Source organism: Pseudoalteromonas luteoviolacea S2607, from assembly GCF_001625575.1.
Classification (GTDB): domain Bacteria; phylum Pseudomonadota; class Gammaproteobacteria; order Enterobacterales; family Alteromonadaceae; genus Pseudoalteromonas; species Pseudoalteromonas luteoviolacea_E.
The window spans coordinates 91,616-105,324 of sequence record NZ_AUXV01000073.1 but is presented as its reverse complement, the minus strand read 5'-3'; the positions used below and the strand labels follow the sequence as shown (position 1 = coordinate 105,324).

Here is a 13,709-nt window from a genome sequence, read left to right as displayed (position 1 = left end):
ATGTCGCAATTAACTTTGTTATATTATAACATCTCACAAGTTATCTATCTATCGCAATAACTTTCCCGTCAAATTTAGCGCGTATAATTAAATCAAAAGCTGGTGAGCAACCAATTCATCGCACATCTACACCAGCATCTTTTAGGGGTATCTCATATGGTCTCAAGAAGACAATTCACAAAGGGCTCGGTGGCACTTGCATTTTTAGGGTTAAATAGCAGCCTACTTGGCTGCTCTCAAAAAAGGCCGTCAATTAATACACCAACAAGTACCGGATATGGACCGCTTATATCGGACCCAAAAGGTTTATTAGATTTACCTGCTGGTTTTAGTTATGAAGTGATTTCTTCTTTAAACGACTCAATGAATGACGGACTCGTTGTTCCAGACAATGCTGACGGTATGGGCTGTATCGGGCTAGATGAACATCGTGTAGCGTTAATTAGAAACCATGAGTTAAGCCCAAAACACCTCAAATCAGCCGCACCAGTTATCGCACAACATCAAAGTCAAAAAGCATTTGATACAAATAAGCAGGGAGTTGCACTACCTGGGGGCACAACTACGATTATTTATGACCTGCAAAAACAAGAAATAGAACAGCAATATTATAGCCTTGTCGGTACAATAAGAAATTGTGCTGGCGGCACAACTCCGTGGGGCACTTGGTTAACCTGCGAGGAAACGGTGCGTACTCCGGATGAAGAAATATCCAAAAGCCACGGTTACATTTTTGAAGTCGCAGCAGATCAAACGGGTTTAAGCGACCCCGTGCCTTTGGTAGATATGGGTCGATTTAACCACGAAGCCGCTGCGGTAGACCCAAGAACAGGTATTGTTTATCTGACTGAAGACAGGAATGACAGTCTATTTTATCGCTTTATACCAAAACACAAAGGTAATTTAGCAGCAGGCGGCACACTGCAAGCCCTATTGTTAAAGCATGCAAATAAATTTGATACTCGAAATTGGCATCATCAGACAATGCCTGTGTCGCAATGGTACGAAGCAAGCTGGATCACTTTAGATAACCCGCAAAGTCCAAACGATGACCTTCGCTTCAAGGGCCATGAAAAAGGCGCGGCATTATTTGCCAGAGGAGAAGGTATCCACTTCGGTAATAATGAGCTTTATTTCTGCTGTACTAACGGTGGTGCAAAAGAGCTTGGCCAAATCATGCGCTATCAACCCTCTGCTTTCGAGGGAACAAAAGATGAAATTCAACACCCAGGTCAGTTACAACTATTTTTAGAAAGCAGTGATAAGTCTCTATACAATTTTGGGGATAATTTAACGGTCACGCCACAAGGCCATTTGCTAGTGTGTGAAGACCAATATACAGCTGTCACTCAAAACCATTTACGCGGTGTGTCACCAAAAGGAGCTGTTTATCCATTTGCTAAACTCAACGCCCAAACGGAGCTTGCTGGTGCTTGCTTCTCACCTGATGGCTCAACTTTGTTTGTAAATATATATTCGCCAACCAAAACGCTCGCTATTCGCGGAAACTGGGATAGCTTCCGAGATTAGTTTTACACTTAGATTAGCCAGTGTTTAAAAACCATTGGCTTTTTCTGCAACTGCAAAAATGTGCTCACAACCAGCCTCCAGTGCTGGAGACTCTGTGCCTATGTAACATTCTTTTCTCACTAACCCATATGTTTCAAACAGGTTGCTCAGCTCTTTATCGTCGTGCGAGACCTCTTTCAGTTCACACACTTGCTTTGAGTGCGTAGGCTGGGTATTAGCTGAATCAGGATCCGATACCACAAGCAATAACCGCCCGCCTACTTTAAGTGAATTTGCGATCTCTTCAATGATTATAAGATTTACCGAACGGTCATGCATATCAAAGCCGGTAAGAGTACAGAAGACTCTGTCATATTTATCCTTACACCTTAAACAACGTCTGTCACCATAGATAAAGTTAACATCAAGACAGGCTTGCTCTGCCACCTGTTTTGCACGTTCAAAATACGAAGACTCGGGGGCTTCACATGCTTGTTTTGACGATAACGGCAGGTGAATGCCTGACTCATATTGGAGGTTTAGGACCTCCATCCCGCTTTCTAGCGATAAAAAAGCTAGAGTTTGCTTTGCTTGCTGCTGACTTAGCATCAACTCGAAAGACACGCTGGCTAAATGACCCGAAATTAATGGGTCAACACCATACTCTAAATCAGATCCGAGCAAATCTTTTGCTCCTCATATAACGAATATTCTGTACTCAACGCACACTTGCTATTTAAAACGTTTATTGGTTACGAGGACCAACGTGCGCCTTCTTATCTACAAGACAAAATATACACCCACAAAATATAGTGCTCTTTTTACGCTCCATGTTTCTTCTGGCGACTGAGTTGATTACTTTTGGCTTGTTCATTGTTTCTCCTGAGAAAGCTGTCAATGGTATTTATTGGTTGCACGACAATAATGATTAACAATATTGGCTAAGATGCTATGGCCGCCATTAAACCAATCGCGGCAGGTACCAACAACTGACACAAATGACAGTTAAAGAAAAAGGCCGGGTTTCTAGATACGAAAATGATAGGGTTATGGTTATTTGTAACTAGTTAGATGAAGTGGATACCTAATAAAAAACCCAGTAGTTATAACTACTGGGTTTTTTATTGAGTCTCGTTATGAGCTTAGATTAAGGCGTTAAAATATACTGTTTTGCATACGCGACAGTACTTTTATGCCAAGCTTTTCTACAACGACACTTAAGCCAACGCCCAAGCGCTCTGCTAAAGCCTTCTTCGCTTTATATTTCACCTTGTAAAGCTGCTGAGTGTTATTTAATTCCAGTAACATATCGTCACTGGTTTTAATTTCGTCAACAAGATCAAATTCCTGAGCATGCGTTGCAAACCAATGTTCACCAGTTGCAACTTTATCTATATCTAAACTTGGTCTATGTTGTGAAACAAACTGTTTGAATAACGCATGTGTGTGTTCGACTTCACTTTTGAACTTATCCCTACCTTGTTCCGTATTTTCACCAAACATGGTCAGAGTGCGTTTGTATTCACCTGCTGTAATTTGTTCGAAATCTACATCATTTTTTTTCAGGATTTTATTAAAGTTTGGTATCTGTGCAAGGACGCCGATAGAGCCAACAATAGCAAAAGGTGCCGCAATTATCTTGTCTGCCACACACGCCATCATGTAACCGCCACTTGCTGCAACCTTGTCTACAGAAACAGTTAATGGCAAACCTGCTTGTTTAATTCTAATCAATTGTGACGCAGCCAAACCATAGCCATGTACCACACCACCACCACTTTCTAAGTTAACCAGAACTTGATCTTTTTCTTTGTTAGCGATGGTCAATATTGCGGTGATTTCTTCACGCAAACTCGATACTTCATGTGCATCAAGACTACCAGAAAAGTCAATCACAAATGTTTGACCTTGAGGCTTTTCCTCTGAGGCTTTCTTACTTTCTTTTAGGTGCGCTTTTAGCTCTTTTTTATCCAATGTTTGGTGTAAAAATGATTCTTTTGCTTGCGCTAATTCTTCTGAAAGATCCTTGATTTCGATCTCTCCTGATTTACTCTTTGGCCTTTGGCTCGCCCCCACTATCAAAACGACAATAGCACCAATTGCCACAACAACCGTTACGGCCTTCGCTAGAAACAAACCATATTCAAACAAAAATGCCAATGTAATCTCCTGATGTCATTCTTTAAATCAAACTATATTACAAAAAAAAAGCCGCTCACTAGCGGCTTTTCAATCTTGTCTTAAATACGCTTACTTTGCAATAACCGTTGTATCAGTAATTGGTAAAGATAAACCTTTAGAAGCTAGGTACGTTGCGACTTGTTTTTGCATCTCAAGACTTGCTTGTGCGTGGCCCTGAGCTGTGCCGCCCGTATTCTCATCAAATGACGTTGTCAGAAGTGAGCTATGGTGGCCTTGCGAGAAGTTTACGACGTAACGTCCTGGTGTGCCATCAGTTGACAGTTTTGACTCTGTTACAGTTTCTAAGCCCATAAATGCAGCTAGCGGTGTGCTACCCCCCAGTGGGTTGCGCGCCGCTGTATTTGGCGGAATAACTTGGTCTGCTTTATTTTCGCCTTCACCACCTACAACCACACTCATGTAGATAGGCGTATTTACCGCCCTAACTAGGGGTGCATAGTTAAGCGGATCAGCACTGTCTAGCACGGTTTGAGATGCATAGGCGAATTGGTCAACTGTCGCAGCTATCGTTGCCAATGCAGCAGTATCTTCTTCAGCCTGTAGCGTCGCAGTGAATGTGCTATAGGCACAGTTTGTAAAACGACTCGGATCTTGTGCAAATGCACCACAATCTGTGATAGCACCTTCACCTAGGTAAGCTGTAAACTTCTTAGAAATGGCCAAATCTGAAGCACCAACAAGGACAGCTGACTTAACAACTGGACCAAAAGACGCAGACTCTACCAAGAAGTTTGCAATGCCTGCACCACCACTAGATAGCGCCGAAGCACCTACTTTAAATAGTGGTTCAGCTGGTTTTAAAATATCTTCTTCAAATGGCAAGTTAGCATGTGCAATAAAGCTCGGTGCAACAATTGAACCCAGCGACTGACCCACAAAGCTAACGTCATTAGTATTGAACAGTAACGGCACCTGCGAAGCTGCGTTGATAGCATGTAAACCTAAACGAAGTGCAAGCAAATCAGCCGTAGACTGACGAAGGTTGTCGCGCGCAACAAGCAACGACTGCAGGTTCATGTAATGTAATACGCTCTTGGTAGTTGCATTGAAATCGTCTTCACCATCACCGTCAACGTCAACGCCACGTTCACCATGCAGTGGGTGGTCAATTGCCACTGTTGCAAAACCAGCTTGAGTCAACGCGAGCGTTAGACCAAGCATATCTTCTTTTTTACTGGTAATACCATGTTGCATGATGACAACCGGCCAACCTGTCTCTGGGCGGTTTGTCTCAATCATTGGCATAGTGATCTGTACCGGCGCATTAGCAACACCGTACTGCTTTGGTATCGGGTTGTACTTGGTTAAGAACTTCTGCTTATCAAGTCCCAAATCACGCAATTGACCGTTTGATAACGCGCTGCATAGTGCGTCATTTGACTCTGGATCGGTTACTGGAGGAAGCTCTCCCGCAGCCGCTCTAACCGCAGCCAAAGCAACACCGTTATCACATTGCGCTTCCCAATATGTATCGGCTAGCGCTGAAGGATCCGCACTTTTTGGTGGTGACAAATACACAGGTAGCTGGACACTACCTTTTAGGTATCTTACACCTTGAGCCAAGGCAAGCACTTGGTCTGACACTGGAATTTGAAGCGCTGTAAATATGTCAGCAACAGACGTTACACCTTGCTCTGGCACAGTTACCATCGGCTGTCTTTCAGTACCAATAGTCGAAGCTAACATCTTTTTAATGGAGCCAACAACAACACCCGTAGATTGCGTCGTCATTGCTGCTGTGTACACGATATCTGATGCACCAATAGATTCACTTGCTACCAAAGCTTGTTCGTAACTGCGGATCACCGCTTGCAGTGATTTTTGAGCATCCGTTACTAGCGGCGCTTCTTGGCGTAGCAGTGTATATGTTGAAGAAGGAGATAAGCTGCGACCACCATCAACATTATCTTTAATACCGGTTGTTAAAACTGTGATATACGTCGTATTGGTTTTAAACGGTTTCACAGGAATAACGTTGATGTTTTTACCATCTGCGCTTAGCTGGGAAACGAAATCGCCTGTAGGACCAAAAGTAAGCTCACTCACAACTTTACATGCAAACGCTGCTGAGAAGCCCGCACAGGCTTCAGTTTCAGGGTCAGCACCCATCACTACTTCAAATATACGCACAGAGCCCGGAGTCGCAACAGAAGCCGCGTCTATTGCAACATTCGCAGGTGTGTCTAACGCAATCTGGTATGGCATTTGTGTAGACCAACCATCAAGACCACCAATCGCAAGAGATGGATCCGCATAGCCGGCTTTTGAGACCAAAGGCATCGACTCAGAGTCGAGTTCTCCTGGGATATTCAGTGTGCCATCTTGTGTGCCACTAAATAGGATGTCATTTGGTATGGAAATAACGCCGTTGGAAGGATCAAACTTAACCGATGCAACGGGTGTTACAGGTTTAGTATCTTGTTTTACATCTTCTAGCGTTTCACCGCCACCACAGCCCGCTAATGCGGCTGAAACAGCAAGTGGTAGTATCAGTTTCTTCATTATATTGGCTCCGACATAATTTTATTATTATTGTTTCTCGGTCGAGTCTTACTTCTACCTTAAGATGTAAGCACCCATAAGCCACCGAGAATAATTCGTTAAAACTATGTAATTTTGCTTTTAATAAGACATTAGACCAGTTTAACTTAACGCAAAGTGTAGCCTTTCGCCACTCCTATTTGCAATAAATTCGATAACTTGCGTCATGACTATGGTAAAATATAGCAAATGTATTTGTTAGAGGTCCAATATGCACACATATGATGCAGCTAGCAACGCGCTAGAAAATAAGGTGATTTTAGTCACTGGGGCGGGTGACGGGATTGGCCGTGTTGCCGCAATAAATTATGCGAAACATGGCGCAACAGTTATTCTTCTGGGTAAAACCACCAGTAAATTAGAAGCTGTTTACGACGAAATTGTGGCTGCTGGCTATCCACAACCTGCTATCGTTCCATTGGACCTCAAAGGTGCAACTAAACAGCATTATCGCGACCTAGCGGCTACTATAGAGCAGCAATTCGGTAAGTTAGACGGTTTGTTAAATAACGCGTCTATTTTAGGCACAATGGGGCCACTTGAGCATTTCTGTGTGTCGACTTTTGAAAACGTCATGAAAGTCAATGTAACCGGTCAAGCCATGATCACCCGCTTTTTGTTTCCTGTTATGCGTAAAGCTCCTAAAGCTTCCATTATATTTACTTCTTCAGGTGTTGGCAGACAGGGCCGTGAATTTTGGGGCGCGTACGCTATTTCAAAATTTGCGACAGAGGGCATGATGCAAACATGGGCAGCCGAAGTGGGTAAAACGAACATCCGTGTAAACTGTATCAACCCAGGTGCAACGCGCACAAGCATGCGCGCAACCGCATTTCCTGGCGAAGATGCCGACACACTAAAGACTGCACAGGACTTAATGCCAACATACTTATACTTGATGTCTGATGACTCTACAGATGTAAATGGCCAGTCAATAGACGCACAACCTAAGTAAACACCAATTATTTAGATCAAAAAGGGCGCCATAGCGCCCTTTTTATTGTGCTAACACAATCTAGCGACGTTTATTTTGCTTGAGTCTCTGGTTGTGTTTATGAACAGCTTTTCTGATGCGATTTACTTTGGCACGTTTATCTTTGCGCTTTTCTGGCATCACAGAGAGTTTTGTTTGTGTTTCAGGGCGTAGACTTACTGATTTGCGCAGATAGTTAACATCTTCGAGTTTCAGCTCCTCCCAGCCGCCTTGAGGAAGACATTTATTCAACTCCAATTTCCCATAACGAACACGGATCAGCCTTGATACTTCAACCTCTTGTGACTGCCATAAACGACGAACTTCTCGGTTACGCCCTTCAGTTAATGTCACGTTGAACCACTTATTGATCCCCTCTCCACCGCGAGGCTTGATTGACAAGAACTTGGCTGGACCATCTTCTAGCTCAACACCTTGAGTCAGCGTTTTAAGCGTTTGATTCGTTACTTCGCCAAATACGCGAGCCGAGTACTCTCTCTCAACTTCATATTTAGGGTGCATTAAACGATTCGCTAGCTCACCGTCATTCGTAAATAACAATAAACCCGAAGTATTGATGTCTAATCGACCAATCGCTATCCAGCGATCACCTTCTAAACGAGGTAACCTATCAAACACTGTGCGTCTGCCTTCTGGATCTTTACGTGTACACAGCTCCCCTTCTGGTTTGTGATACATCAATACGCGGCAAATGCGTTCTTCTTTTTGCTCAATTTTGACCACGTGTCCGTCAACGCGGATCACGGCATTTTCTTCAACACGGTCGCCTAATTTTGCCACCTTGCCGTCGACGCTAACTCGGTTAGAGTCAATATACTTTTCCATTTCACGACGCGAGCCTACGCCCGCACGTGCTAATACTTTTTGTAGCTTTTCACTCATTCTGATGGTTCTCTCACAGAAGGATCATTTAACATGTGATCTAGCTTCTCGCTTTGTAGTTCAGGTAGTTTTGGTAAACCATCTAAACTATTAAGCGAAAAGTAGTCTAAAAATAACTTGGTGGTCGCGTAAAGCGCTGGTTTTCCAGGTACTTCTTTGTGCCCAACCACTTTTATCCATTGGCGTTCTAATAAACTTTTCATTATATTAGAACTTACTGTAACCCCTCGCACCTGTTCAATCTCACCCCGGGTGATGGGCTGCCGATAGGCTATCAACGCCAATGTCTCGAGGGTTGCTCGAGAGTATTTCGGTGCCTTTTCTTGCCACAACATGTTAAGCCAAGGACTTAAACTTGGACAAGCTTGAAATCGATAACCTGTACCCACTTCAACTAATTTTATGCCCCGAGTTTGGTAATGTTCCGAAATGGTTTCAATTGCCTGCTGTAAACGCCGGTCAGACACACTGATATCTTGCAACACGGTTTCTTTCATGTGCTTTTTAGACAGTGGTTTGTCTGCCACAAATATGGCCGCTTCAACCAATTCGACCAATTGTTCGTCACTTACTCGGCGTGTCATGTCACAGTATTTTTCATAAGGCTAGTAGAAAGCGCGGTATTATGACAGAGAGCGCATTACTCTTGTAGTTTTAATGACAAATAAATTGCACTGCCGATATTTACCTGCACGATAGAGATCAGTTGCTCTTTTAATAGCTCCAACATGGCAATAAAGGTCACTACAACACCGCTTCTTCCCTCTTCTATGCTAAACAGCACACTAAACTCTACAGGGTTTGGGTTTTCGCTCAAGTATTGCAGTATCATAGACATCCGCTCTCTAGTCGATAAAGCCTCTGCGCTAATTTGGTGATGTTCAAATTTTTTCGCACGGGCCATGACTTCACTCATCGCCAACAATAGTTCCCTGAGTTCAACGTCTGGCAAAGCGTCCGCATTATCGTTCGCGTCTTCAATTAATGCGCGGGCAATAAAGATATCTCTATCAACACGCGGGATCTTATCTAAATTTTCAGCGGCTTGTTTAAACTGCTCATACTCTTGCAAGCGTCTAACCAGCTCGGCGCGCGGGTCTTCCTCTTCTTCCAATTCTTCATGCTTAGGTAGTAGTAAGCGTGATTTTATTTGTGCCAGTAACGCCGCCATCACTAAATACTCACCGGCAAGCTCTAGCTGCATCTCTTGCATCATTTCAACATAGCTCACATATTGCTGCGTAATACTAAGTATTGGTAGCTCTAATATGTCGAGCTTGTGTCTTTTGATAAGATACAAAAGCAAATCAAGCGGGCCTTCGAAGCTCTCAAGAATAACCTGTAGGGCATCGGGTGGGATATAAAGATCTTCTGGCTTTTCTAAAACGGCCTCACCTTTCAAAAAAGCCAGCGGTGTTTGCTGTTGTTGCTCAGTCATGCTTATTCAAATGGCGAAACATCACCACAGCCATGACGTAAAATCTCAATGCCGTCATCAGACATATCGATCACTGTGGTAGCCTGCTCAACCAAATAACCGCCATGTACAATGAGGTCTACATGCTTTTCAAGTTGCATACGGATATCATCTGGGTCTGACTCTGTAAATTGTTCACCCGGCAAAATCAAAGAACACGACATTAGTGGCTCATTTAACTCTTCTAAGATTGCGCAGGTTATTGGGTGCTCAGTAACTCGGATCCCGATGGTTTTCTTCTTGTCATTTAACAGGCGACGAGGCACCTCTTTCGTGCCCTTAAGAATAAAGGTATACGGTCCTGGGGTGTTGTTCTTGATCATTCTAAACATTTGATTATCTACCCTAGCGTAGGTAGACAATTCAGATAGATCTCTGCACATCAAAGTGAAATTATGATGTTTTTCGATACCCCTGATACGCTCAATTCTTTCTTTGGCTTGCTTATTACCAAGGCTACAGCCAATTGCATAGCCAGAGTCAGTAGGATAAACCACCACCCCACCCTTTTGAATTATTTCGACGGTTTGTCGGACTAAACGTGCTTGTGGATTATCTGGGTGAATATGAAAAAATTGACTCATGCTAACATTCCTCTGCGGCTCCCCAAAATTGCCATACACCTTGGCAATCTTTTGGTAAGTATAGGTTTCTTCCTAGATCCAACCAACTAGTTGGGTAATGAAAATCAGAGCCTTGACTAGCAAGAAGGTTATACTCGCGAGACAATTGCCCTAAAAACTGTCTTTCACTGGGCGCTTGTTGTGGTTGTGCTACTTCCATTGCTTTACCCCCAGATGTACTAAATTCATCTAGTAGTTTGCGCAGCCACTTGTTTGACATTTGGTAACGCCCCGGATGCGCAAGCACTGCGATACCACCAGCGCTATGAATTGCCTCAATTGCTTCTGCCATTGTGCACCAACTGCTGGGCACATAACCCGTTTTATTGCGTGCTAGAAACTTTTTAAACACACCCTGGATATTTTTTGCAATGCCACGTTCAACTAGGGCTTTAGCGAAGTGCGCGCGGGTAATTTCAGCCCCCTTTGCCAACTCTAATGCTTGTGCGTAAATCCCTTCATATCCGCGCTTTTCGAGCCGAGCTCCAATTTCTTTGGCGCGCTCACGTCGTTTATTTTGCTGTGTTTTTAACAGCGTAAGAAGTGATGTAGACTCAATATCGATGTTTAAGCCAACAATATGTATCTCGAAGCTTTCCCATTTAGTTGAAATTTCAACACCGTTGATCAATTCAAGGTCAAGACTTCGCTCGGCAATATATTGCTGTGCTACCGGAATACCAGCCACGGTGTCGTGATCAGTTAAAGCAAGTACATCAACGCCTTTTTCTGTTGCGCGCTCCAATAGTTCAGCAACGGCTAAACGCCCATCAGAAAAAGTACTATGACTGTGTAAGTCATATTTAATCAAAATTTAATCCTCTAAAAACATACGCTCGCAGTATATCACGAGGAGATTTATGCGTACGTTTTAATTTACTTCGAAAGTTGCAGTTAGCGAGGTAGATATGAACTTTGCACTAGGTCAATATTCGTATAGTTTCACATTATTTAATGCTATTGGTTATTTTTTGATGTTTGCACTTGACAGTTTGTGCCAGAGTAAGGTTTACTGTACCTACTTAAATCGGAATAACGAAAACTTTACAAATGAATCTAACACAAAAAACAAAAATCGTTTGGTGGTGGCACTCGTAACTGCGGGTGTGATTCGTTATGTCTGACGACTTATAAACCCGCGCTGAGCTCGCGGGTTTTTTTATGGAATTTTTATAATGATTAACAATTTTTGCAACAATTCATCTACAAAATCTTGGTGGTGGTGCCTGAATTAGCGGGAAGGCATTGTTGTAACTAAATACACACCCCCCGCAAGTAAAAATACTTCGGGGGGTTTTTTGTACTAAAGAGGAATGAGGTTTGATTTTTAGTCATATAACTACAACACCGGGTGAGGTGACAAGTATAAGGCAGCGGCGCGATTATATCGCAAGCCCTCTGTCTTTATACGCGGCCCTCAATAAGCCCAATTCGCTGTTACTGGAGTCAGCTGAAATTGATTCCAAGGACAATGTAAAAAGCATTATTTTGGCGGATGCTGCATTGAGAATTGAGTGTAACGGACTGGAAGTAAAAGTACGTGCACTTTCTAACAATGGAGAACAGTTACTAAATTATCTCGCAGATAAAGTAGAAAACTGTACTGTTGTTAAAGAATATGCAGTTCTTACGCTAACTTATAATGCGCAGGATCTAAGTTTAGATGAGTACAGCAAATTAAAAGCAGATAATGCTTTTAGTGCTCTGAGAACTTGTGTTGATTCTATAAAACGTAACTCAGACACGCCGTTTTCGGTATTTTTAGGTGGCGTATTTGCCTACGATATGGTGGCAAATTTCGAATCTTTACCGGAAGTGCCTGATGGCAAAAATGACTGTCCTGATTATGTCTTTTATCTCGCTGAAACAATGGTATTGATTGATCATCAAGCAAAAACCACCGAGCTTATCGGTAATGTTTTTAACGGCCCAGATGTTCATGCCAATTGTTTTGAGGTAGGCAGACAACTTGAAGAGCTAAATCGTCAGTGCGACGAATATGTCTCTTACAAAGAAGGGCCCGAAGATTCCGAACATGAAGTGAATGTGGATATCTCGGATGATGTGTTTAAAGCGCAAGTGACGCAACTAAAGAAAAACATTGTCGATGGCGATATTTTTCAAGTTGTCCCCTCTCGCACTTTCTCACTACCGTGCCCTAGACCCCTTGCAGCATACAAACATCTAAAGAAACAAAACCCAAGTCCATATATGTTTTATATGCGCGATGAAAAGTTTGTTCTATTTGGTGCATCGCCAGAGTCGGCATTGAAGTACTGTGAAGAAAGTAACCAAGTGGAAGTTTACCCCATAGCGGGTACTCGCCCTCGTGGCAAGTTTGCCGATGGCACTATTAACCCAGACTTAGATAGCCGCATTGAGCTTGAATTACGTGATGACAAGAAAGAGCGCGCTGAGCACTTGATGCTTGTAGATTTAGCACGTAATGACGTAGCACGAATAAGCGTGCCAGGTACGCGCCACGCTAAGGAGCTTTTAAAAGTAGACCGTTACTCACAAGTCATGCACTTAGTGTCCCGTGTAGTTGGTCAACTTAAGCCCGACCTTGATGCATTGCATGCTTATCAAGCATGTATGAATATGGGTACATTGGTTGGTGCACCTAAGGTAAAGGCTGCACAGTTAGTTCGCGATACAGAAAAACAACGTCGTGGCAGCTACGGGGGTGCCGTTGGCTACCTAACTGGAGACGGTGCGATGGATACCTGTATTGTGATCCGTTCTGCCTTTGTGAAAAACGATACTGCTTATGTACAAGCGGGTGCTGGCGTTGTATTCGATTCAGACCCTCAAGCTGAAGCAGACGAAACAAAAGCAAAAGCACGCGCAGTGATCAAAGCCATTCAGTCAAGCTATCAAGGAGTGGGTCATGACGCCTAAAGTATATTTTTTAGATAACTTTGACTCATTCAGCTACAACCTTGTTGATGAATTGTCTCAGCTGGGCAGTGAACTCGTCGTTTACCGGAACCACATCGATGCTCGCACCATCTACGACAAAATGTGTAATGAAACTGCGCCTATTGTCTTGGTATTATCGCCCGGTCCAGGTAAGCCAAGCGAAGCTGGTTGCTTGCTAGAGCTGATAGATCTCTGTAAAGGAAAATTTCCCATGCTTGGCATATGTTTAGGTCAGCAGGCGCTTACACAAAGCTATGGCGGCACCATTGGCCATGCTGGCGAAACTGTACATGGTAAATCTTCATATATTGATGTTGAAGAACACCCTGTTTTTGCTGGCCTAGGTAAGCGTTTCCCAGTTGCAAGATATCACTCATTGATGGCAACCAGCGTACCTGACACACTCAAAGTGATTGCGAAATACCAAGATATCCCAATGGCTGTATACCATACAACAGACAAGGTTATCGGGTATCAATTCCACCCTGAGTCTATTTTAACACCAGATGGTGCCAAGCTACTTAAGCAAAGCATCGACTATTTGACCTGCTAGGAGGCA

Annotated in this window: 12 protein-coding genes; 4 read left to right on the top strand and 8 right to left on the bottom strand. The window is 43.3% G+C overall.

The features are described 5' to 3' along the window. Positions 1-156 precede the first annotated feature (156 nt). Positions 157-1,530, top strand: coding sequence for an alkaline phosphatase PhoX (locus tag N480_RS23940; protein WP_063374955.1), 1,374 nt, complete (start codon positions 157-159; stop codon positions 1,528-1,530). Between the two features lie 24 nt (positions 1,531-1,554). Here N480_RS23940 and N480_RS23935 read toward each other — a convergent pair whose 3' ends face one another. The 3 genes from N480_RS23935 to N480_RS23925 all read right to left on the bottom strand — a co-directional run bounded on the left by N480_RS23935 (position 1,555) and on the right by N480_RS23925 (position 6,213). Then, a complete protein-coding gene (locus N480_RS23935) occupies positions 1,555-2,193 on the bottom strand; it encodes a class I SAM-dependent methyltransferase (RefSeq protein ID WP_063374954.1) in 639 nt (212 codons plus the stop codon). Positions 2,194-2,664: 471 nt separating this feature from the next. Then, positions 2,665-3,669 carry a protease SohB gene (gene sohB, locus N480_RS23930; protein ID WP_063374953.1) on the bottom strand — a complete coding sequence of 335 codons (1,005 nt, stop codon included), beginning with the start codon at positions 3,667-3,669 and terminating at the stop codon, positions 2,665-2,667. Between the two features lie 90 nt (positions 3,670-3,759). Further along, positions 3,760-6,213 carry a VolA/Pla-1 family phospholipase gene (locus tag N480_RS23925; protein WP_063374952.1) on the bottom strand — a complete coding sequence of 818 codons (2,454 nt, stop codon included), beginning with the start codon at positions 6,211-6,213 and terminating at the stop codon, positions 3,760-3,762. 250 nt (positions 6,214-6,463) lie between these two features. On the opposite strand from N480_RS23925, the gene N480_RS23920 reads away from it, so the two are divergent. After that, entirely contained in the window at positions 6,464-7,207 is a 744-nt protein-coding gene (locus N480_RS23920) for a YciK family oxidoreductase (RefSeq protein WP_063374951.1), read from the top strand. Positions 7,208-7,267: 60 nt separating this feature from the next. Here the strand turns inward: N480_RS23920 and rluB are convergent, their stop codons facing one another. Genes rluB through rnm form a run of 5 tightly spaced genes read right to left on the bottom strand, consistent with a single transcriptional unit; the run spans position 7,268 to position 11,039 of the window. Then, positions 7,268-8,128: a 23S rRNA pseudouridine(2605) synthase RluB gene (gene rluB / locus N480_RS23915; RefSeq protein ID WP_063374950.1), complete on the bottom strand. Its 861-nt coding sequence runs from the start codon at positions 8,126-8,128 to the stop codon at positions 7,268-7,270. Then, positions 8,125-8,712, bottom strand: coding sequence for an SMC-Scp complex subunit ScpB (gene scpB / locus N480_RS23910; RefSeq protein WP_063374949.1), 588 nt, complete (start codon positions 8,710-8,712; stop codon positions 8,125-8,127). Before scpB ends, rluB begins: the two co-directional genes overlap by 4 nt. 56 nt (positions 8,713-8,768) lie before the next feature. Then, positions 8,769-9,566 carry a segregation and condensation protein A gene (locus N480_RS23905; RefSeq protein WP_063374948.1) on the bottom strand — a complete coding sequence of 266 codons (798 nt, stop codon included), beginning with the start codon at positions 9,564-9,566 and terminating at the stop codon, positions 8,769-8,771. A gap of 2 nt (positions 9,567-9,568) precedes the next feature. After that, on the bottom strand, positions 9,569-10,189 hold the full coding sequence (locus tag N480_RS23900; protein WP_063374947.1) for an L-threonylcarbamoyladenylate synthase: 621 nt from the start codon (positions 10,187-10,189) through the stop codon (positions 9,569-9,571). Between the two features lies 1 nt (position 10,190). Continuing rightward, positions 10,191-11,039 carry an RNase RNM gene (gene rnm / locus N480_RS23895; protein WP_063374946.1) on the bottom strand — a complete coding sequence of 283 codons (849 nt, stop codon included), beginning with the start codon at positions 11,037-11,039 and terminating at the stop codon, positions 10,191-10,193. A gap of 509 nt (positions 11,040-11,548) precedes the next feature. On the opposite strand from rnm, the gene N480_RS23885 reads away from it, so the two are divergent. Together N480_RS23885 and N480_RS23880 are read left to right on the top strand one after the other, a co-directional pair. Further along, complete coding sequence (locus N480_RS23885) at positions 11,549-13,129, top strand: anthranilate synthase component 1 (protein WP_063374944.1); 1,581 nt, start codon at positions 11,549-11,551, stop codon at positions 13,127-13,129. Further along, entirely contained in the window at positions 13,119-13,703 is a 585-nt protein-coding gene (locus N480_RS23880; protein ID WP_063374943.1) for an aminodeoxychorismate/anthranilate synthase component II, read from the top strand. Before N480_RS23885 ends, N480_RS23880 begins: the two co-directional genes overlap by 11 nt. Positions 13,704-13,709 lie beyond the last annotated feature (6 nt).

Bases quoted from the DNA above. Each gene is read 5' to 3' on its own strand.
- N480_RS23940 (WP_063374955.1), top strand. From the start codon at position 157: ATGGTCTCAAGAAGACAATTCACAAAGGGCTCGGTGGCACTTGCATTT.
- N480_RS23925 (WP_063374952.1), bottom strand. From the start codon at position 6,213: ATGAAGAAACTGATACTACCACTTGCTGTTTCAGCCGCATTAGCGGGC.
- N480_RS23920 (WP_063374951.1), top strand. From the start codon at position 6,464: ATGCACACATATGATGCAGCTAGCAACGCGCTAGAAAATAAGGTGATT.
- rluB (WP_063374950.1), bottom strand. From the start codon at position 8,128: ATGAGTGAAAAGCTACAAAAAGTATTAGCACGTGCGGGCGTAGGCTCG.
- scpB (WP_063374949.1), bottom strand. From the start codon at position 8,712: ATGACACGCCGAGTAAGTGACGAACAATTGGTCGAATTGGTTGAAGCG.
- N480_RS23905 (WP_063374948.1), bottom strand. From the start codon at position 9,566: ATGACTGAGCAACAACAGCAAACACCGCTGGCTTTTTTGAAAGGTGAG.
- N480_RS23900 (WP_063374947.1), bottom strand. From the start codon at position 10,189: ATGAGTCAATTTTTTCATATTCACCCAGATAATCCACAAGCACGTTTA.
- N480_RS23880 (WP_063374943.1), top strand. From the start codon at position 13,119: ATGACGCCTAAAGTATATTTTTTAGATAACTTTGACTCATTCAGCTAC.